Below are 19,493 nucleotides of genomic sequence, written 5' to 3'. Positions count from 1 at the left end.
CTCCTCCGGAGACATGACGCGCCGTCACTTCGCGACGGAATGCTGTTGCGTTGCTCCGCAACGCCGAGGCTAGCAGTGATCCGGGGTGGTGACTCTTCGTGGTGATGGAGTCCAGCCGGCTAATCGAACGGTACTGCCGTCTTCTGGCGCCGGCTTCCGGTTCGTCTTGCTCTGATCTGGTATTTCTGCTGGTCAGAGCCTTGTGTTGTTGTTTTTCGGTGGGCCTGCGGCGCCCTCCGGGCTTCGTGGGCCCGACCTCTCGGTGGTTACAGTATGGCAGCTACGAGAGGGGGTCGGCAACTGGGCGCCGTCGCCGTCTTTCTGATGCCTCATCATATGGGCTTGTTACGGGTCTTGGCAAGTGGTCTATACCTCTTGCCTCTTTGTTACGTATTCTAGCTCCCGAAAAGCGGGCTTCGGAAGCCTTGGCGTGGAAATCCTGATCGGATTCTCACCATGGCACGTATAACCGGTGTTTCAATTGTATGTGTCCCCACGGAGTGACCCGTAACAAATGAGGTGATGGATTTCGTCGTCAGACCCGTAACTATTCGCGTCCGCGTTTTGTGATGGAGCGTTACGGGTTTACAGGACGACGCGAATTCAAAAGGGGCTTTGTGTTGCCTGTTGTGAGGCGTTCGCCGGACGGCCCCACCGGGCCGCAGGTCTTCGGTGTGCAGCTGGCCGCGCACGGCCGCCTCGTCCCGCCCGTCCCTCCACCGAGGAGGCGCAGCGGCGTGTCCTGGTCGGGGGTCGGCTCGTTGGAGGGGTTGGGGTGGGGTGTGCCCGCGTGGGGGGCCGACTTGTTCAGAGCTGCTGGTGCATCCAGGTGGGGAAGCGGTGGGCGCAGCTGGGGCAGTACAGGCGGTGCTGGACGGTCTGCCAGCCTCGTGCGGCCGCATGGACGTGGGTGATCTCGGAGATGCCGCAGGCGGCGCACGAGGGCTGTTCCACGGGTCTTTCCTTCTTGCTGGACGGGGTCGGCGCGGGCTACGCGCCGACGGCGCACCGAGGGCTTCAGCAGTCGCTACTTCTTCTTGGCCGCACGTTGCCGGGCGCGCCGGGCCGCGCGGCCTGTCAGCTGGCTGCCGGCGGGTTCGAGGCTCAGGACGGACTTGCTGACGCCGCCCTTCCTGAGGGTGCGGTCGATCCGTTCCGGGCTTGCCGGTGTCCCCGGGCTCTGTTCTACGGCCATCACTTCTTCTCCTTCGGCTGAAGTGTTCGGTGGGCGGCTGGGGAGAACCTACTGCGGGTCGTCGATGCCGGGCTCAAAGCCTTGGGTAGGGTCCGGCGCGGGCGCAGCGAGGCGCGGGGTTCAGGCTCCGAGGCCGACATAGGAGACGTAGGTGTAGGCGCCCCAGTCGCTGTCGAGGTCGCTGATGACGTCGTCCCAGATCTCTTCGAGCTTCTCGGCGTCGCCGGCGGCCATGGCGTCGACGGCGTCGTCCCAGATGTAGCGGACGGCGGGGAGGGAGCGGATGCCCTGGTCGCCCATGAGGTTGCGGCGGCGGGCGTGGTCGTCGACGAGGTCCTGGTTGATGGGGTGGATCTCGAGGGGGGTGCCGCGGCCGCGGTTGTTCAGGTGCTGCTTGAAGGCGCCGAGGTTGCGCAGCACGTTGTGGGCGCGCAGGTTCCAGTAGGCGGTGTCGATGAGGTCGAGGTTGGCGCGGCGGGGGGTCTGGGTGTGGGCGAACCAGTTGTTCAGGGCGCGGTCCTGGACGGTGACGCCGGCGGTGCGCAGGGCCTGGCGGCCGGCGTCGCTGTTGAGGTAGTTCAGCCGGGCCTTGAGGCCTCGGGGGGTGGTGACGGGGGAGCGGATGCCGCCTTCGCGGATCTGGCGGGAGAGGGCTTCTTCCATGGCGCGGCCGAGGGCGCGGCCGCCGCGGACGTTTTCCGGTGAGCGGTTGGCGCCGTAGGCGCCGAAGTTGCGCCAGCCGCTGTCGTCGTACGGCATCGGTTATTTCCCCCCGAGGGTGTACAGGCGCTTTTCCTTCATTTCGGCTGGCTTGCGGCCTTCTTTGAAGACCTGGCGCCAGTCGCCTCCGGCGACGTGGAGTTCGTCAACGCCGGATACCTGGACCAGGATAAGGCCATTCTGGTGGGCCTTGAATGCTTTCAGCCAGAGGCTTGCGTTTGCCTGGGAGCGAATGGTGTGGACCCACTCGGGTCGGCGGATCTCGCTGTTCTTTGCTGAGTGGCCGATAGTCGAGGTGAACTTGGAATACATGGCCTTGACGTATTCGATCGTGGCCGTGTCCTCGTTCTCGATCGCGGTCTGACGGGCCTGCTGGAGAACACGGCGGAACTTCTCCAGCAGCGCCTCCGAGGCGCCGGACGTCCACGACTCCAGGATCCGCGGCGCCTCGCACAGGTCGAGTTCGTGGCAGCGGATGAGGAGGCGCAGCGTGGCGTCGTCGAGGTAGTACGGGCCCGGCTCGATGCGGTTGCCCAGGGGGCTGGGCAGGTGGGGGTGGGTCCATTCGAAGTGGTCGACGCGGTGGATGCCGGCGCGGCGGCGGTCGAAGCCGCCGTTGGGGTCGTGGAGGAGGGTGCCGATGGGCAGGTGGGTCTTGAACGCGGAGAGGTAGGCGGCGTTCGTGTCCAGGGCCGTGACGTCCAGAGGGTCGTGTGTGCCCTTTTTGATAGCGGCGGCGAGGGGCTCGTTGCGCCATTTATGACGGGCTTCCCACACCTCGTCAGGTTCGCCCTGGGCAGGCTTGGCCAGGAAATCGAGCGAGCGCGGGTAAGCGGTGTGGACGTAATTCCCCCCTACCCGGGTCAGCTTGAAGAGGGCCATCGAGTCCGGCACGGCTTTCCGGACCAGGGCCTTGGTCGCGGCCTCCACGTCCCCGTCGTGCTCCTGGAGAGCCTGGTCCACCGCATCGGTGATCTTGTTCAGGAAGAACGTGTACACCCGCGCGCTCGTACGGGCCGCCGGGACATCGGCCTCCGGCGGCGCGGTCGTGTCCTGGAACGACTCCGACCCCACCACCTCCTCCTCGTCGTCGGGCGCCTCCGGCGCCTCGGCGGGCCCGGCAGCCGGGCTGGCCTCCTGGTCGCCGGGCGCAGCAGGCGTGGCGGCGGGGGGCTGCGGGGCGGGCTCGGCGACACTCAACGCCGCCGCGGGGGCGGGCGGGAGGGCGTCGGGGGCGATGCCGGCCGCGGCCGCGGCGGTGGCATAGGCGTCCAGGGCGGCGCGCAGGCGGGCGGCGTCGGGGGACTTGGGTAGACGCAGGCGGCGGGTGGCAAGCTCGGCGGCCCGGGCGCGGGCCGCGGGCAGAGCGGCGGTGTTCTCGGGATGCAGCGCGGCACGGAGCGTCTGGAGCACGTTCATCGCGGCCGCGGACAGCTTCTCCGGTCCGCTCGTGAACACCGCGGCCGCGTCCAGGAGCTCGGTCTCGACGGCCGCCAGACCCCCGTCCGGCCCAGGGGCGGCCGGGCTCCCGGCCGGGGCGGCGGCGGGCTGCGGGAAGCGCACCGGCCAGGTCCCGGCCGTGTGTGAGGGGGCCGGGGCGGGCGCCGTGGACGCGGGCGCAGCAGGGGCGGAGTGTGCGGTGGCATAAGCCGCGAGCGCGGCCTGAAGACGGGCGCCTTCAGGAGTCTCGGGCATGCGGGGGGTACGGGCAGCGAGGTCGGCCATCGTCCGGCGCAGCCCCACCAGCACGGCGGCCTGCTCCATCTCCGGCTCCGGGCGAGCACCGGCCGCCTCCGCCCCCGCGCGCTCGCCGGTGGCGGTGGCGGTGCGGGCGTCGCGCAAGGCGGCCATCGTGCCCGTCAGCCGTGCCGACAACCCTCCCTGGGCACCGGCGAGGAACGGGAACGCCGCCTCCAGGAGCTCCGCCTCGGCCACGGCCAGGGACTCCCCGGCGACCGGCGCACCGGCAGGGGCCGGGGCGGGGGCGGTGGTCGACGTGCCGGGCGCGGCGTGGTCGGCGACCGGGCCGGTAAGCGGCGCGGCCCCGGCGGGCCCGACCGCGGCGGCGGTCGCGGTGTCCGCAGGGGAGGCGGGGGCCTGCGGCCCAGCGGCGGCGGGGAGGCCGGAGCCAGCGGGCCGGCCGGGGTAGGGGGCGGTGGAAGTAGCGGTGCTGTGCGTGCCGGTGACGGCCTGTTTGGTCACCGGCGGGCACGAGGGCCCAGCGACGGGCCCAACGGGCGCGTACGGGCCTGTGAGGGCCGGGGGCAGGGACGCCGAGCCGGGAGCAGCGGGCACGGCGGGTGCGGCGGGGTGTGCGGCGCCGGGGGTGCCGTGCTGCTGGGTGCTGTCCGGGGGTCCGGCGTCGTCGGGGCGGTACCCGTGGGCGAGGGCGTACTCGACGAGCGTGGTGAGCGCGGCCGCCAGGCGGCGGCCCTCGGCCGTCTCCGGCAGTCGCGGGTGATGGGCGGCGTGGTCCAGGAGTTCGGTGACGAAGCGGCGGGCGTACGCCTCGTAGCCAGGGCTGAGAGAGCTGCGCAGGTAGCGCAGCAGCAGGACCAGGCTGGCCGGCGGGAGCGCGAAATCGTCCCCGTCGGGGCCGTCCTGGTCGGGGTCGGGTGTCTCGGCGAGGAACGGCGTGGCCGCGGCCAGGACGTCGTCGACGAGGGCCCGGCCGCCGGGAGCTGTGAGGATCCCGGCGGCATCGAACAGGGCGGGCGCCTCGGTGAAGCGGGCACAGGCCAGGTCCGCGGTCAGCGGGAAGACGGCCAGGCACCCGAAGTCCGGCTCCACGACAGCCAGCTCGGCATGCTCGCCGGCACGGGTCAGGGTCAGCGTCAGGCCGGGTGCGAGCGCGGCCACCGCGTGCGGGTCGTCGGTGTCCAGCACCGCCAGCACCGGAACCTGATGGGTGCGGGCGAGGTGGGCCAGCGTCCGCGCGGCCGCGGGCAACGCCGGGCCCGAGAGCGGCATGGCGGGGTCGTGGGCATGCTGGAGACGGTCCACCACCACCAGCGCCAGACCCTCCACGTCAGGGACCGTCTGGGCGATCGCGTCGGCGGTCAGGCCCGTGCCGTCATCAATGAGCAACGGCGCGCCCGCCAGCTGCGCGCGCACCCCGGCCGCGGCCTCGAGCTCGGCAGCGGTCAGGGCACCGGTGCGCAGGCGGCGGTAGTCCACCGGCGCGTGCGCGGCAACGATCCGGGCCGCCACATCCGCGCGGCTCAGGCCCGACGCGGCGTAGAGGACGGGGAGATGGTGGGTCAGGGCGGTATGCCGGGCCGCGGCCGCGGCGAGGAGGCTTGCGCCAGCGCCGGGCGCGGCCACGAGCAGGATCAGACGACCCGGGGTGAGGGTGGCGAGAGCGTGGTCGAGGGCGGGCAGACCGAAGGAGACCGGGCCACCCACACGCGGCGCAGCCGGGGCCGCCGGGGCGGCGGGGGTCAGGAGCTCGTCCAGCACGGTCGCGTCCAGGCCCCGCAGGGCACGGAGGCGCGACGGCGCGGCGGCCGTCCCGGCCTCCCCGACAGGAACACCCTCAGCACGAGCAACGGCAGAGACAGGGGCGGAGGCGTTGCCGGAGGAGGCGTTGTCGGAGGCGCTGTCGCCGGGCCCGGCCAGCACGGCAGCGACATCGTCCTCGCCCTCGGCGGGCGCGGAACTACCGGCAGCCGGGGCACCGTCGACGACGTCGTCGTCGAGGGCAGCACCGGGCGCTGCGGGCGCAGCGGCCGGCGACGGCACAGCAGCAGCCGCGGCGACCTGGTGGTCGACACGGTCGTTGGGGACAGCCGGACCGCCCCCGGACACACCCGGAACGATGCCGACGTCGACACCATCACCACCGGCAGGCACGGCCCCGGCAGCGGGCGCGGCAACGTCAGCCGGAACGACACCCGGACCGGACCCAGCACGCGCGGCACCGCCGACGAGCTCGGCCGGGACGTTGCCGGCGGAGGCCTGCGGGCTGCCGGGCGACGGCACAGCGGAGGCAGCAGGCGCAGCCGGGGTGTCGTTGGGAGCGGCCGGGCCCGGGGACACCGCGCCCGAGCCGGACTCGACACGCTCGGCGCCAGCGGGCGCAGCCAGGGCGCCGGACACGGCCGACGTCGCGGCGCGGGCCGGAACCGCCGGAGACGGGGACGGCGTGACAGCGGCGTCTCCCCCACCGGTCACAGGCTCCGCCGGCACAGCCACAGGCACGGCGGGGGCGGCCGGCTCACCAGCAACCCCAGCGCGCGCGCCGGACACGTTCGCGGCCACGGGCACACCGGGGGCGGCCGGGTCAACGCCGGCGGGAGCAACAGCCGGGCCACCACCGGCGGCGGAAGCGGCCACCGGCGCCGGGGCCGGGGCGCCGCCGGACCCAGCCAGGACATCACCACCGGCTTCACCACCACCGCCACCGGCGCCGGGCATGCCGTCGGCAGGTACGGCCCGGGCCGGAGCCGGGCCAGACGAGGCCGGGACGCCGGCGGAAGCCTGCGGGCCGCCGGCGGGCCCGGCGGACGACGGCACAGCGGCCGCCGAGGGCGACACGGCCGGCCCGTCAACAGGACCGGGGGTGGATCCGGAGGTCGGGGGCGTGGCCGCCTCCGGCGCCCGTACGGGCATGCTCTTCCCCGGCCCGGCAGGCGCAGCAGCTGACGGCACGGTCCCGGCCTCGGCGGCACCGACCGGGACACCGGCGGCGGGAGCGGACACGGAGGCGTCCCCACCCTCGGCCGCCGCCTCGCCGCTGCCGGGGCCGCCGGGTACCACGACCAGGCCGCCACCGGCAGGGAGCAGCTCGGCGGCCACCAGGACCGCTACCGGCGTCGTACGGTCACACAACACCTGCGGCACCCCAGGGGTGGTGGGCGTGCCGACCGCGTCACGGACCAGGTCACCGAGCTTCGGACGCGCCTTCGTCCGCGGCCAGGACGGCCACGACCCCGCACGCGCACGCGAGCCCGCATCCAGACGCCCCAGCGGGACCAGCGCCGCGGTCAGCTTGCCCTTCGCGATCAGCGTCACCTGGTTCCTGGTCTCGTCACAGGCGGCGTCGACCAGCTTGTAGAGCTCCGGGCGGGCCACGGACACCTGCTTCGGGCCCACCACATCGCCGGACGACACCGCAGACACGGACCCGGGCGCGGGCGCCGAGGAGACCAGCAACCCTTCACCCCCACCAGCGGCAGCAGCGGACGCCGAGGGAACCGAAGAGCCGGGCTCGACCTCGGCCGGCACAGCAGGCCCGGATGAGTCCGGGACAGCTTCAGTGAGCGCAGCACCGCCGTCGGGGGCGGAGGCCGGCGGCTGGCCCGACGCGGCCAGGGCGGCGTCAGGGGCCGCGGGGGCGCAGGCATCGCCCGGGGCGGCGGGAGACCCGGCGGGAGCGGTGGTGTCCGGGCCGGGCGCGGCGGCGGGTACCGGTTCCCGCGACGCGATGACGGGCACGCGGTGGCGGATGCGCACGCATGATTCCAGGTTGGCCACGGCGGGGTGCCGGAGCAGGGTGGCGAGGCGGTCGTCACCGGTCAGGACCAGGGGGAAGTGGTCGGGTACTCCGTGGGCCCACAGGGCGTAGAGCAGTTGCAGCGCGGTGGTGCGCAGCTGGTGGGCGTCCGCCACGATCACCAGGCGGGTACTGCGGCGCAGTTCCCGGGCGATCAGGTCCTCGGTATCGGCCAGGACCCTCGGCCGGGTGCGGTGCCGGTCCAGTCCCAGGGCGGTGTAGAGGGAGCGAGCCATCGCGGAGCGGTCCCAGGGCGCGGCCGCGCGTACCTGCACCACGGCAAGACCACCAGCAGCAGCGGTGGTGGCGGTGGTCTGCTCCACGACGGTGGTGGTGGAGTCCGGGTCCGGGCCGGTCACGCACACGATCTCCCGGCCCGCGATGGCTTCCTGGAGATCGCCTGCCAGGGGAAAAGCCGCACACGCGGCAGCAACGGAAGTGGCAGCGGGTTCCGGCGATGACGCGGCAGACATCAACAACTCCAGAGAGATGACAAGAGGAACAAGCGGGCGAGCAGGGGATGGGGACTCAGCCCAGCCCCCGCGCACCCCGCGCGGGGCTGGGCGTCCGTCGCACGGACACAGCGGCCGGGACGGGCGCCGACTCCTGCTGCTTACACATCCCGGTATGTCTCCTATCCGGCGGTACGGACGTCAGCGGCGCGTAGGACCTGCACCTCGCGAACGGTCCAGCCGGTGCCCTGGTAACCAGGGAGCGTCTCGTCGACGAGCTCCCCGTCACCGTCCCAGCGCAGGACAGCAGGCTCGGCAGGGTCCTCATCCTCCCTGTAGCGGGCCTCCGCGAACGCGCGGGCGGTGGCCCCATCCGCACAAGGAACGGCCCCCGGGCCCTCGCCACGAACAACCAGCCACACAGCCAGCCTCGGCCCGGCGGGAGAGCGCCAGGCCGCGTACTCCTGCCGGATGTAGGCACGCAACTCGCCCAGAGAACTGTCCGAGGAGAGGGAACCCGGGGCCACGGGCCCGGCGGCAGTGCCGTGCGCCCGGTCGTGCGCGGCCAGCTTCAACGCGGCACTGAGGACGTCCTGGCTCGCCTTGCCGTCCGCCTCGGGCACGGCGAGCGTGCTCCGGTCGGCGAGCGCGGCACGACGCACCAGCCGCTCCCGCAACGGAACCTGGGACATCACCCGCACGAGCTCCTGGTGCTCCTCGTAAAGGTCAGGGGCGGCGCTGTACGCGGATTGGGCATCCAACACAGTCTTCCTCCGGGGAATCGGGGGCGAGCAGAGCCAGGACGAAGTCATAGCGGGCGCAGCGACGCGGCCTGGGCCGGGGACCAACGAGCGGCGCGGCCAGGGAGGCTCAGGACCGGCCCGGGAAGCCCGCACCACGCCGGACACGCGACACCCGCGCACCCCGGACACGGGACACCGGCAGCACCCCGTCACACACCTCGCAACGCCCCGCCCACCGCGCGTTGTTCGTGTCACACGCCCGGCACTTCAACACCTGAGACAAACCGACCACTCCCCGTGATAACGGAACAGACCGAACAACGAGACACACGACAACAAACCGGTCAGGCAAACAGCGAGCAGCGGCCGGACCAGCGGGGCGGGCCTTCCGTCAGCCAGCCCTGCCAGAAACACAAGAACGATCGAGTAGGCGCACCACAGGTCGGCAGGCACCGATCGAGCCAACGGACAGCACACGACAGGCAGGCAACAACCCAACACCGACACGGGAGTTGAACCCTCCCCCACCAGACACGTAACACCCTACCCGACCCGTAACACCAGACGCCAGCAGAAGACGCGAAGACACGTAACAAAAGGCGAGGGGAAGGAGGGGGAGAGGGAGGGAGGTGAGGCGCGGGCGAGCAAACAGCCACGAGACGGAAGGACGACGAGCCGGAGAGACGATCGGAAGGCCCGGACAGCGGACAGGCGCAGCGGGGGTCAGCAGCAGGCGGACCGCACGGGCACGACGCAGGGGTCGGAGACCGGCAGAGGACGACTTCGGCTGGCGGGGCAGGCCACAAGCCCGGCTTGCAAGAATGAACGCACCGCCCCCGGCGGGGGCGGGCAGGGCCCGGCATCGGGCTCTCCCCAAAGGGCCGTCCGCCGCGAGGCAACAAGGAGAATCATGGATCTTCAGACAGGTATGCGCGTCTACCAGTTCGTCCGCGACCGCCAGGACGAGCAACGGGACAGGCAGTACCCAGAAGGCCACGACACCTACGTCCAGGAACGGCACAAGGCACACCAGCTCAGCCAGAACTACGCCGACGCCGTGCAAGCAGACGACACCGGTGAAGCCGACCGCCCTCTCGGAGAGCTCACAAGCATGGCCAGCCAGTGGAACACCCACCCCCACTACCCCCACCCCCACCTCCAGACCCACCAGGCCCTCTAAGGGGCCGCTCCCCCCACCCTGCGGGGGACAACAGACCCGGACGCCGCGGCCGCCGACGAGCAGCAGGCCACTCCCCCCACCCGAGGAGAAGGCGGAGACAAGGGGCGCGGGGCGGGGGTCATCCGTCGTAGGTCAAGCGGACCTCCCAGGGCACACCCGGCATGCCGCGGCCCGGTTCCGGGGCCAGAACGGGGACACCGTCGAGATTCAGATGCGCCGCGAGGCCGCAGAGCTCGGAGAGCACCATCACGCGGTGGATGTCGTGCAGCGCCCACTCCACGGCCTCATGCTCGGTCTCCTGCCGGCCCCCGGGCGGGGACCACGCGCCGGACACGATGGTGCCCTCCGGCGCGGTCACGGTCACGGCGTGCGGGCCGAGCGTGAGCGACTGCCCGGGCAGGGTGCCGACGTCCGCACGGGCCACCGGCGGGGCGGCGGCCGGGCGCGCCGGAGCCGCCGCCTGGCCGGGGACCGGGCCGGAGCCGGCGCGGGAGGCGGGACCGACGGTGGGCTCGGCGACGGGACACGGGGCGGGGGCGCGGCGCAGCAGCGGGGCTTTCCCAGCACCGGGGGCAGTGCCGGAGTTGGCGAGGGGGTCTCGTTCGGCGGCAGGGCTGCCGCCGCGCCCATGCGCCGGCTGCACCTCGACGACCCCGACGACGGTGGCGGCGGCTCGGGCCCTCGGGTAGGTGAGCCACAGGACGACCGCGCCGTTCCCGTCCGGGCCGTTGTCCTCGTCCAGCGGGAAGTGGGGGTCGGGGCGGTGGGGCGGGAAGACCTGCCGACCGCAGTAGGTGAACCACTCCCCCACCTCGTGCACCAGCAGCGTGGCGAGCGCGTAATGGGCCTGCGCCACCGCCAGCGCCAGGACCTCGCCATCACTCGCGCCGTGCGCGCACGCGGCGATGAGCTGGTCATCCACCCAGTACTCAAACCAACGCAACTCGATCGCCGCACCATGCGGGTCACCCACGTCAGGAGCGGACAGGCGCACCCGCGGAGTGATGGCCTCCGGGCTACTGCCGGGGCCGGACCAGTGCAGACGCACACCACGGTGGTCGTAGGTGATCCGGGCCAGCAGCGCGGCCAGACGGCCACCGTGGACGTCGACCGCGGCCCGCCGGCACGGGCGGCACAACGACTCCTCCGCCGTGAGCCCCCACCCGCCACACACGCAGCGCGCAACGTCGCGGGTCAACGGCGGCTCATACGGAACCAGCCGGGGAAGGTCCGGCCGCCCGCCCACGAGCACCGGAACGGGCACCGCTAGGGACGACGGCGACGACAGGCACGAGGCCACAGCGGACGACGACACGAGCGGCACAGCGGACGGCATCAACAACTCCATCAAGAGAGCGCAGGACAGCGGCGGGAGGAAGCGGGAAGGCGGGAGGAGTCAGCCTCCTTGACGGGAACGCAGCACGACCACACGGACACCGGTAGCCATCAGCAAGGCCGGGGCCACCCACAGAGCCCCCAGGGCCACGCACTGCGCCGCCCGGTAGAAGAGGCGGTCCACCATCACCGGAAGACCCTCACCCGCCGGCTCGGGAACCAGCAACGCCACCTGATGAGCCACGAGCAGCACCAGCACACCAGCCACACCGAACACAGCAGTCCGCCACGGCGTACGCATCAACCCTCCCCAACACAGCCGGCCAGCACCCCGACGACGACGGCCACGGGCTGGTGCCCGGCGAGCAGGACGGACACAGCGGCCGGGACGGAGGGCGTACGGGGCGCGGCGGTCACAAGATCCTCCACTGCTGCGGGAAGTCGGGATCCGAGCGGCCGGCCACCGGCAGCGGCCGGCCGTCGGCGCTGATCTCCTCGCGGGTCACCGGCCGGGGCACAGCCCGCGTAACGGGACCGGACAAGTGCGGGCAGAACCCGGACGCGATGTCCTTACACCCCTCATGCAGAGCGGCCTGCAGCACCAGACCCCCCGGCGTCACGAACACCCACGCCCGGCGAGGGAGCGCCTCACCGCACAGCTGACACAGCCACTCATTCTGAGCCCGCGCGAGCCGCTCGCCGTCCAGCGCACGGAACCACACCCGCCCGTCAGAAGCGACCGGGGCGATCCACGGCACCGGCATCCCCCGGTAGACCGGCCGCGGAAGACCCACCACCGCCGACACAGCCAGCCCCGCCCGCTTCAACACCCGCCACACCGGCAAGTCCATCCCCAGCGCAGCACACTGCCCATTCCCACACACAAAACGCGAACCCGACACATCGAAAGACAGCGGCCCGGCGCACTCCGCACACAACGGCACAGACGGCACGACCGAGACGGCCGGCTCCTGCTGCTTGCTCATCCCGGTATGTCTCCTATCCGGCGGTACGGAGGTCAGCGGCACGCAAGACCTGTACCTCGCGAACGGTCCAGCCGGTGCCCTGGTGACCAGAGAGCGTCTCATCGACGAGCTCCCCATCGTCATCCCAGCACAGGACAGCAGGCTCGGCGGGGTCCTCATCCTCCCGGTAGCGGGTCTCCGCGAACGCGCGGGCGGTGGCCTCATCCGCACAAGGAACGGCCCCCGGGTCCTCGCCGCGGACGACCAGCCACACGGCCCCCCGCGGCCCGGCGGGAGAGCGCCAGGCCGCGTATTCCTGCCGGATGTAGGCGCGCAAAACGCCGAGAGGACTGTCGGGGCGCAGAGAGGCAGGGGCCACGGGCCCGGCGGAAGTGCCGTGCGCCTGGTCGTGCGCGGCCAGCTTCAGCGCGGCGCTGAGGACATCCTGGGTCACCTTGCCGTCCGTCTCGAGCACGTCGAGCGAGCCACGGTCGGCGAGCGCCGCCCGGCGCACCAGCCGCTCACGGAGCGGGATCTGGGACATCACCCGCACGAGGTCCTGCTGCTCTTCGAAGAGGCCAGGGGCGGTGCTGTACGCGGTTCGCACGTCCATCTCAGTTCTCCTCTGCTCTGGATAGTCAGTGATGAGCCGGGCCGCGCCCGATCAGCTCGGCCGACGCCTCCGAACCTTCGTCATCAGCCGGTCCAGCACCGTCGGGTGCGTGTGCCGCCAAGCGCTACGAGCTAGACCGTACGGCGCCGCAAAGTGCCGGACAGCACCACACGTACACGCCCACTGATAGGGCGAGGGTCCGTCACCCCGCGTAGCAGTGACGACAGCCCCGGCCCCATCGTGACGACCGTGGTACGTACCGATCCACAACTGGTCAGATGTCACAAGAACCCCTCCATGGACAACACCAACACCCGAACAACACGGACAACCCCGGGAAGGGCAAGTCAGCTTCCTTCACGGAAACGCTGCAAGAAGGCGCGCGCGACGGTAACTACCAGCACCGTTGGCGCCAGATAGAACGCCCCCACGGCTACACCCTGGGCGACCCAGTACAAGCGCCGCTCCATCAACGTCCGGAGCCGACCACCAGTGCCGGTCGGCTCCGGGTAAAGCAATGCAAGCTCACCAAGGAGCTTCAGCCCGAGCACCGCAGCCATGCCGATCGCCACGATCCGAACCGACCTACGCACCACACCTCCACATGACAGGCGAACAAACCACGCAAGGCGGGCCACGGCGAGCCGGGATCCGAGGGAGCGGCCCAGTTGGGGCGAGGTGCCGGAAGACCGGACGCCCCACGGCCCTGTGCTGGATCGGCCGGGAATCCGAGCTGCGCCCTCAGCCCCCCATGCCGGGCAACCAGCGCGGCTCCGGCAGCCCCTCCGCCGTGACGAGCATGCTGGGGAAGCCGAGCGCGACAAACCACTCGGTGACCTTGACGACACAGTCAGGGATGTACGGAAGCTCGCCGAAAAACCGGGTCTTCTCCGTACGCAGCGCGCCCTTGATCACCAGGTCCCAGTGCAGCTGCCGCACAGCACGCTCCATCGCCGACACGGCGGCCTCCGGCTTGCCGTTGCGCTCGATCCAGGCGCGGCGCTCCTCCTCGCCTGCTTCGAACGTACAGAACCCCAGCTCCTCGAAGAAGCGCAGCACATCGCTGGTGAGCTCGACGCCCTTGGGGTCGATGCCCGCCAGGAACAACGACAGCGGACGGCTCTCGTGGGACTCGGAATCCTCATCCTCCCCCCAGCCGTGCTCGTCCCGAGTGAGGAGGTCCAGGAAGAACCGGCGCACTACAAAAACGTACGGGTCGATGCTCGTCACGGCCCCCGCCTGAACGCTCGTCATAGATCGTCAACTCCTCGATTCATCCGGACATTCGCCGGCCGACTCCAGGGCCTCGTCACGGCCGCCCTGACACTCATAAAGATACCCCAATAAAAACAGTTAAGCAATATGACGACGATCACTGCCGTGTGATCACGTCATTCCTTGACTCCGTCAAGCTGATGCGACAGCATAGACCTTGACGCGGTCAAGGCTAGGGGAGAGAATGGCGAACAAGGACGTCAAGCAGCTGATCAAGAAGCTGAAGGAGCAGGAGTTCGAAGTCACGCGGACCAAGACCAACCACTACCTCGTTCGCAAGAACGGACGAATCATCGGTGGCCTCGCGAGCACCCCGTCCAACCCTCGGACCCTCAAGAACTCCATAGCCGACTTCAAGCGAGCAGGCTTCCAGCCCTGACATAGGGCACTCGCCGGGGGGACATAGATCCCCCCGGCGGCCCCAACCGCACCCAAGGAGAATCCAGCACCTATGACCCAGCCGTGGAGCGTGAGCATCGAGCTCGACTCCTCCGACATGACCGCGGAGAGCATCGAGGAGACCATTGAGTCCCTGATGCAGTCGCTCGCCACCCATGAGCCATCCGTCAGGCAGACGCCGAGCGACAACGTCGCGGTACGTCTGTTCGTCGAGGCTGATGATGCGCTCACGGCGAACGCGGCGGCGCTGGAGATCATCATCGCTGCCGCGCGCGCCCTCGGTATCAGTGAGCGCGTCACCGGCTTGGAGGTGATGAGCGAGGAGGCGCTTGACGAGTACATCGCCTCACCACTGGTTCCCCCGTTGGCGGGCATCACCGAGATCGCGACCATCTGCAACGCCAGCAGTAAGCAGCGCGCCAAGCAGTTGACCGAGCTCAAGGGCTTCCCTCCCCCTGTCCAGGTGCTCGCGGCCGGTCCTGTCTACGTCGCCCAACAGGTCGAGGACTGGAACGCGAAGAAGCGCAATCGCTCCCGCTGGCCTGCGCCTGCGGAGCTCACCGACGCCGAGCGTGCCGTTCTCCTCGCCCTGGTCGCGGCCGGCCGAGGCGAGGAGCTCCCCAAGGCCACGGATGTCCAAGAGCGCACGATCGGCGCTGTTGAGGCGACGTACAGCCCCACGCACATGCTGCTGCACTTCGGCCGCGCAGAGTCTGACGACATCCGCGAGACCTTGTCGGATCTGAGCGACAAGTCGCTCGTCGCCACCCGGCGACCGCCGAAGAAGATCATCAGTGACGCCGAGCACCAGGCCGACATGATGGTCGCCATCACGGCCAAGGGCCAGCGTCGCGCAAGCGCCCTGCACTGACGTTCCCCTCCTCCCGCAGACCGCGTGTAGGAAGCGCCCCCCAGGGCGGACAGCCCACATGGGCTCTCCCTGGCCTCGACGCCCACCCCCACCCTCACGACCGTCGAGTACAGGGAGAGGGGGCGCAGCACCGCCCCGCCCCCTCTCCCCCCGCGAGCGGCCTTTGCCGATCGCCCCCTCTCCCCGCTAGGGGAGCGTCCTTCGCACCGCGCGCAGCGGCTGGTGCCGGAGCAAACATCGCCGAAGCCGACTGCGGCATCCACACGATCCATCCCCTGGAACCCACGCAACCGCCCTGGGACCGCGACCACACCACCTGCCCAGAGCCAGCCATGATCCACCGTACGAACCACCTTCACCGATCACGTCCCACTCATCAGTCCGTCCGTAACGAACCCGTCTTATCGCAGTACCGCATTCCGCATAGTTCTTCCTCTCTCCTCGCTTCGCACCTCAGCTCTTCGTTTCTCCTCTCAAGCTCTTCCGTTCCTCCGCTGACGCGGTGGCCACACAGAAGTAGTCGGCAGGATTTCGCTTGCTCTATCAGGGGTCTGACCAGGGGTTTTGGTCTATCCGGGCAGGCTTGTGGAAACAACCTGACAGGCAACTTGAGAAGCAACCTGGTGCACAACCTGATCCACAACCTGAGGTGCAACCTGAGAAGCAACCTTGGCGGATACACGCGCATCCCGCAGCCGGCGCAGTTCCAGTCCGCCGAATCCGGCAGGCGACCGGCCTGCTGATCAGGCCGTTGGCAATGGGCTGCGCTCCGGTCTGGTGACAACCAGCCTCCTTCGCCGGTGCCGAATCGCAGGTTGATGGCCGGCCTCGGTGACACCTATCCTGCGTCGGCACGCCTAGGCTGCTCCTGCCCTTCTGGGCATCCGGTAGGGGAGGTAAGTTCTCCTCTCCGGGTGGGGAGGCGAGCCGGGCATTCGCAGCCGAGCCAGGGGGGTGAATTCACCCTCCGCGCCTTACCGTTGCCGCCACTGCGATCCAGTGATCGATGCTCGCCAACGTGTCGCCAATCTGGGGTGGGGGGGTGAATTCTCCTCTCTGCCTGCGAGCGTTGGGCACGAGGCGAGTGGAGGCCTCTTGGCACAGGGGGGTGATCTCACCCCTCGGCAGACGAACGCACCGCGGGCAACCTTGCTCAATCGTGCTGACTCCCCCGTCACGGAAACATCTGCCGTGGCTGCCGAGGGGATTTCACCCCCGCGGAAAATGCCGGACGCTCACAGGCTGTCAAGCGGTCAGTTTGTGAACGAGGCCGGCGAGGACGAGAACAGCCACGATGGCGAGGGCTACGGCCTCGCCCTTCTCGGGTCGCCGAGGGGCGCGCCGAGAGCTGTGTTCGATGTACTCGCCGTCTGGATAGTCGTCGCCGTGGAAGCGGTTCCGGTGCCCTTCACCATGCGATCGCGCCTTCTCCTGGGTGAGGTAGGGGCGGGAGCTGGTGGCGCATACGGGGCAGCGGTAGCGGAAGGGCACTGCGGTCTCCTGGGTCCGGCTCACGGTGTGGTCCGGACTCTAGAGGCGGCCGATGCCAGCCATGCTGGTTTCGGCGTCTCCTCCTTGACTATCCCGCTTCTCGCCATCTCCTACTTGACTGTTCGGGTTTGCGCATCCTTCCCCACATTTGCCCGCATGCTGCTTGTTTCTCCTTGACTGTCCGCGTCTTGGCAGTGTCGACCGACCGTAGACGGGAGTGTCGACGGTTGTAGATGGGCTTGTCGAAGCTGTAGATGGGGCGGTAGATGGCCTGGTCAGCGGGTCATCTACCGCCCATCTGGCGGTTCAGACGGCGTGCTAGGGAGAGGGGTCGGAAGCGGGTTGGAAGTGGAGCGTGATGGGAGGGGGTTGCTCGGCCGGCGAGACGGCCTCCGCAGGGGCGGAGTGTGCACCCGGCGCCGGGGCGGCGGAGTCGCCCGCAGCACGGGCTCGAGCGAGATGCTGCGGGAGGGTCGCTGAGGCCTCCCGCAGGGGTACCTCGAGAGCCTGTTCCAGTTGATCTGCGCGGACTCCCCAGGTGGGGCCTTTGCCTTTGGCACGGACGCCTCGGTCAAAGGGGATCTCGGTGGTTGTGCACCACGCGCGCAGGCGGGTGGTATCCCAGGCTTCGAAGCCTTGTTTCTCGGTCTTGAGCCGTTGCAGAAGTTCGGTCAAGTGGACGCCCTTGTGGCCTTCGCGATCGGCATCGATGACAGCGCTCACGATGAATGAGGCAAGCGCTAGGTCGAATTGGTCTTCCGGGTCCTCACCGTGCTGATCCCCCAAGGAATCTTCTTGTTCATCATCAGGTTCCGGTGCACTGACAGGGGGAGCGACTATCCACGCTGTAACAGTCCATACTGCCATCAGGATGACGGCGATCCACTGCGCATAGTTCGCTACGTACGGTGCCGCAAAATGCCACACCAGGGCAATCCCGGTGATAGCGATTCCTAGCGCGATGAAGACCACCAGGAGTGCAACGATGAATGCCGAAATCCGTCCGTCGGCGGATGCGCCACCAGTTCGCTTCGACCTGTGACTGCCGGGCCTTCCGCCGCCGGCACCCCGGACATCCGTACGCTTCGAGTTTGTGTCGTTCTCCGCCGACGTGTCCTGCGGGGGCGCAGCGTCGAGCTGCATGGCTGCTGCCCAGCCGAACTTGATGCCCTTGGCCAGGCAGCGGAGCAGGTAGACCGTCATTACGCGAGAGCCCGCAAGGAAAAGCTGTACGGCCTCTTTGCTGCCTTGGAAGGGGATGGCGATTTCGTGGAGCAGCCGCTTCATGCCATGCGCTCCAGAAAACCGCCGATGAGCTTGTACAGGATTCCCCAGTACGCTCCTGCGATGCCCCAGGAGACGCCGGCCCCGATCCCGAAGAATGCGGGCGGGACGCGCCTTTTCCACTCGGGCAGGAAGGCAAGGATGGTCTGCGCCAAGGCGATACCCGCCGGGGTGACACTGCCGGCGAGGTTGGGGTCGGAGAGCGCGGAGGAGGAGAGGTCGTGCACGCCGTAGGCAATGGCTTTCCACGTCCCGCCGGCGAGGACGCACAGGATGCCGAAGGTGGCGGCCAGCCCGGCAAGGTGGCGCTCGTCATCGAAGTGCCTTTTGACGACCTTCGACTTGTTGCGGATGGCCATGACGACGATGGCACCGACGGAGAAGGCGAGGGAGGACAGCCCGACCGACCCCAGGATCTGTGTGGTGCCGGCACCGGATGAGGCCGCGGCGAGGTGCATCTGCGTGTGGATCACGGGTGGGTGCCTTTCAGGCGACGGGGCCGTTGGTGTAGAGGGCGCAGACCAGGACGGCTGTTGCGAAGGGGATATGGGCGAACCAGCGCACGAGCAGGCTTCGGCCGCGGACGCGCCAGGTCAGCCAGCCAGTGCCGCCGCACAGGAACAGGCCGGTGATCAGGAGGGCTGTTTGTTCCTGGTCGAGGCCGAGGTACTGGTTGGTGTACTCGGCGGCGAACGGCAGGGCCGCGGGGCCAAGGCGGCGGCCGATCTCGGCGGCGGCGACGACGAGTACCAGGCGACCGAGCGCGCCGAAGGGCAGGAAGTTCGCGACGATCTTGGTTCCAGCGGCCTTCCAGGCCGTGGCGCCGGCGACGAGCGCGACGGCCAGGGCCAGTAGTCCTCCGGCGGCCTGAACGGCTGCCGGAGGGAACTGGGAGAGGTAGGCACCCAGGCCCACGGCGTAGCCGGTGGCGGCCGCGGAGCCGCTGAAGAGGCAGAAGCGCCAGAACGGTGTGCGGAACTTGCGAAGCCGCCGCGAGCCGGTGACGGCCGGGATGTGCTGGCGCCGTGGGCGGGGCTCGTCGAGGTCTCCGGGGGCGGCGGTCCTGTCCAGGGTTTCGGCACGAGCTGGCGCTGTCGCCTCGGCGGCGGGCTGGGCCATCGGATTCCGGTTGCCCGGCCCCGGCTCCGCAGGCTGCTCGGGGTCGGCCTCGTCCTCGCGGGCCGGTATCTCCCCTTGGGCCGGGCGCGAGCCGGCGGCGTCCCGCACGGACCTGCCGGACGCGTGGCGCGGTTGTCCGGTGTTCGTGTCGAGGTCCGCGTCCTGGTGCTGGTAGAGCTCCGTCCACCAGTCGTCGTCGGCGTCGTCTGATGCCGCGGGTGCGGGTCTGGTCTGTCGACGCGCCGAGGCTGTGCTCCGCAGGTTGGCCGGCTTGGTGCCGCCGTGGGCCGACGTCGTCGGACGTACCGGACCGGCTGCGGTCTTGGGCTGCCCGGGCTCGGGATCCTCGCTCACCTG

The 19,493-nt window shown here is 70.1% G+C and carries 18 protein-coding genes; 3 read left to right on the top strand and 15 right to left on the bottom strand.

The genetic code is table 11. The annotated features are described in order from the left end of the window. Positions 1-807: 807 nt before the first annotated feature. The 5 genes from ACFPP6_RS30645 to ACFPP6_RS30625 form a co-directional block, all read right to left on the bottom strand. The gene (locus tag ACFPP6_RS30645) at positions 808-954 is read right to left on the bottom strand and encodes a hypothetical protein (protein ID WP_382049353.1); all 147 of its coding nucleotides are present in this window, start codon (positions 952-954) and stop codon (positions 808-810) included. A gap of 73 nt (positions 955-1,027) precedes the next feature. After that, positions 1,028-1,195, bottom strand: a complete 168-nt coding sequence (locus tag ACFPP6_RS30640; protein WP_382049351.1) for a hypothetical protein — start codon at positions 1,193-1,195, stop codon at positions 1,028-1,030. Positions 1,196-1,315: 120 nt separating this feature from the next. Beyond that, entirely contained in the window at positions 1,316-1,954 is a 639-nt protein-coding gene (locus ACFPP6_RS30635) for a hypothetical protein (RefSeq protein WP_382049349.1), read from the bottom strand. A gap of 3 nt (positions 1,955-1,957) precedes the next feature. Continuing rightward, positions 1,958-7,768, bottom strand: coding sequence for a DnaB-like helicase C-terminal domain-containing protein (locus ACFPP6_RS30630; protein ID WP_382049347.1), 5,811 nt, complete (start codon positions 7,766-7,768; stop codon positions 1,958-1,960). A gap of 275 nt (positions 7,769-8,043) precedes the next feature. After that, on the bottom strand, positions 8,044-8,625 hold the full coding sequence (locus tag ACFPP6_RS30625; RefSeq protein ID WP_382049345.1) for a hypothetical protein: 582 nt from the start codon (positions 8,623-8,625) through the stop codon (positions 8,044-8,046). Positions 8,626-9,514: 889 nt separating this feature from the next. Here ACFPP6_RS30625 and ACFPP6_RS30620 point away from each other — a divergent pair. Continuing rightward, positions 9,515-9,784, top strand: a complete 270-nt coding sequence (locus ACFPP6_RS30620) for a hypothetical protein (RefSeq protein WP_382049343.1) — start codon at positions 9,515-9,517, stop codon at positions 9,782-9,784. 118 nt (positions 9,785-9,902) lie between these two features. On the opposite strand, the gene ACFPP6_RS30615 is transcribed toward ACFPP6_RS30620, so the two are convergent. The 6 genes from ACFPP6_RS30615 to ACFPP6_RS30590 all read right to left on the bottom strand — a co-directional run bounded on the left by ACFPP6_RS30615 (position 9,903) and on the right by ACFPP6_RS30590 (position 13,951). Beyond that, positions 9,903-10,982 carry a hypothetical protein gene (locus ACFPP6_RS30615; protein ID WP_382049341.1) on the bottom strand — a complete coding sequence of 360 codons (1,080 nt, stop codon included), beginning with the start codon at positions 10,980-10,982 and terminating at the stop codon, positions 9,903-9,905. A gap of 198 nt (positions 10,983-11,180) precedes the next feature. After that, positions 11,181-11,420, bottom strand: a complete 240-nt coding sequence (locus tag ACFPP6_RS30610; protein WP_382049339.1) for a hypothetical protein — start codon at positions 11,418-11,420, stop codon at positions 11,181-11,183. Positions 11,421-11,532: 112 nt separating this feature from the next. Continuing rightward, positions 11,533-12,105, bottom strand: a complete 573-nt coding sequence (locus ACFPP6_RS30605) for a hypothetical protein (protein ID WP_382049337.1) — start codon at positions 12,103-12,105, stop codon at positions 11,533-11,535. 13 nt (positions 12,106-12,118) lie between these two features. Further along, positions 12,119-12,697, bottom strand: coding sequence for a hypothetical protein (locus tag ACFPP6_RS30600; RefSeq protein WP_382049335.1), 579 nt, complete (start codon positions 12,695-12,697; stop codon positions 12,119-12,121). A 347-nt stretch (positions 12,698-13,044) separates the two neighbouring features. After that, on the bottom strand, positions 13,045-13,269 hold the full coding sequence (locus ACFPP6_RS30595) for a hypothetical protein (RefSeq protein ID WP_382049333.1): 225 nt from the start codon (positions 13,267-13,269) through the stop codon (positions 13,045-13,047). A 169-nt stretch (positions 13,270-13,438) separates the two neighbouring features. Continuing rightward, positions 13,439-13,951, bottom strand: coding sequence for a hypothetical protein (locus ACFPP6_RS30590; RefSeq protein ID WP_382049331.1), 513 nt, complete (start codon positions 13,949-13,951; stop codon positions 13,439-13,441). Between the two features lie 205 nt (positions 13,952-14,156). Here ACFPP6_RS30590 and ACFPP6_RS30585 point away from each other — a divergent pair, with 205 nt between their 5' ends. Together ACFPP6_RS30585 and ACFPP6_RS30580 are read left to right on the top strand one after the other, a co-directional pair. Next, complete coding sequence (locus ACFPP6_RS30585; RefSeq protein WP_382049329.1) at positions 14,157-14,351, top strand: hypothetical protein; 195 nt, start codon at positions 14,157-14,159, stop codon at positions 14,349-14,351. Positions 14,352-14,423: 72 nt separating this feature from the next. Beyond that, on the top strand, positions 14,424-15,242 hold the full coding sequence (locus tag ACFPP6_RS30580; RefSeq protein ID WP_382049328.1) for a hypothetical protein: 819 nt from the start codon (positions 14,424-14,426) through the stop codon (positions 15,240-15,242). Positions 15,243-16,487: 1,245 nt separating this feature from the next. Here ACFPP6_RS30580 and ACFPP6_RS30575 read toward each other — a convergent pair. The 4 genes from ACFPP6_RS30575 to ACFPP6_RS30560 form a co-directional block, all read right to left on the bottom strand. Beyond that, positions 16,488-16,757 (bottom strand): hypothetical protein, encoded by a 270-nt coding sequence (locus ACFPP6_RS30575; RefSeq protein ID WP_382049326.1) that lies wholly within the window; start codon positions 16,755-16,757, stop codon positions 16,488-16,490. A gap of 294 nt (positions 16,758-17,051) precedes the next feature. Continuing rightward, complete coding sequence (locus tag ACFPP6_RS30570; protein ID WP_382049324.1) at positions 17,052-18,020, bottom strand: hypothetical protein; 969 nt, start codon at positions 18,018-18,020, stop codon at positions 17,052-17,054. Then, on the bottom strand, positions 18,017-18,490 hold the full coding sequence (locus ACFPP6_RS30565) for a hypothetical protein (RefSeq protein ID WP_382049322.1): 474 nt from the start codon (positions 18,488-18,490) through the stop codon (positions 18,017-18,019). Before ACFPP6_RS30565 ends, ACFPP6_RS30570 begins: the two co-directional genes overlap by 4 nt. A gap of 13 nt (positions 18,491-18,503) precedes the next feature. Then, positions 18,504-19,490: a hypothetical protein gene (locus ACFPP6_RS30560; RefSeq protein WP_382049320.1), complete on the bottom strand. Its 987-nt coding sequence runs from the start codon at positions 19,488-19,490 to the stop codon at positions 18,504-18,506. Positions 19,491-19,493: the final 3 nt, after the last annotated feature.

Source organism: Streptomyces aureoversilis, assembly GCF_042657885.1.
Lineage (GTDB): Bacteria > Actinomycetota > Actinomycetes > Streptomycetales > Streptomycetaceae > Streptomyces > Streptomyces aureoversilis.
Note: the sequence above shows the minus strand (reverse complement) of the source record. Positions and strands in the feature narration are given on the sequence as shown.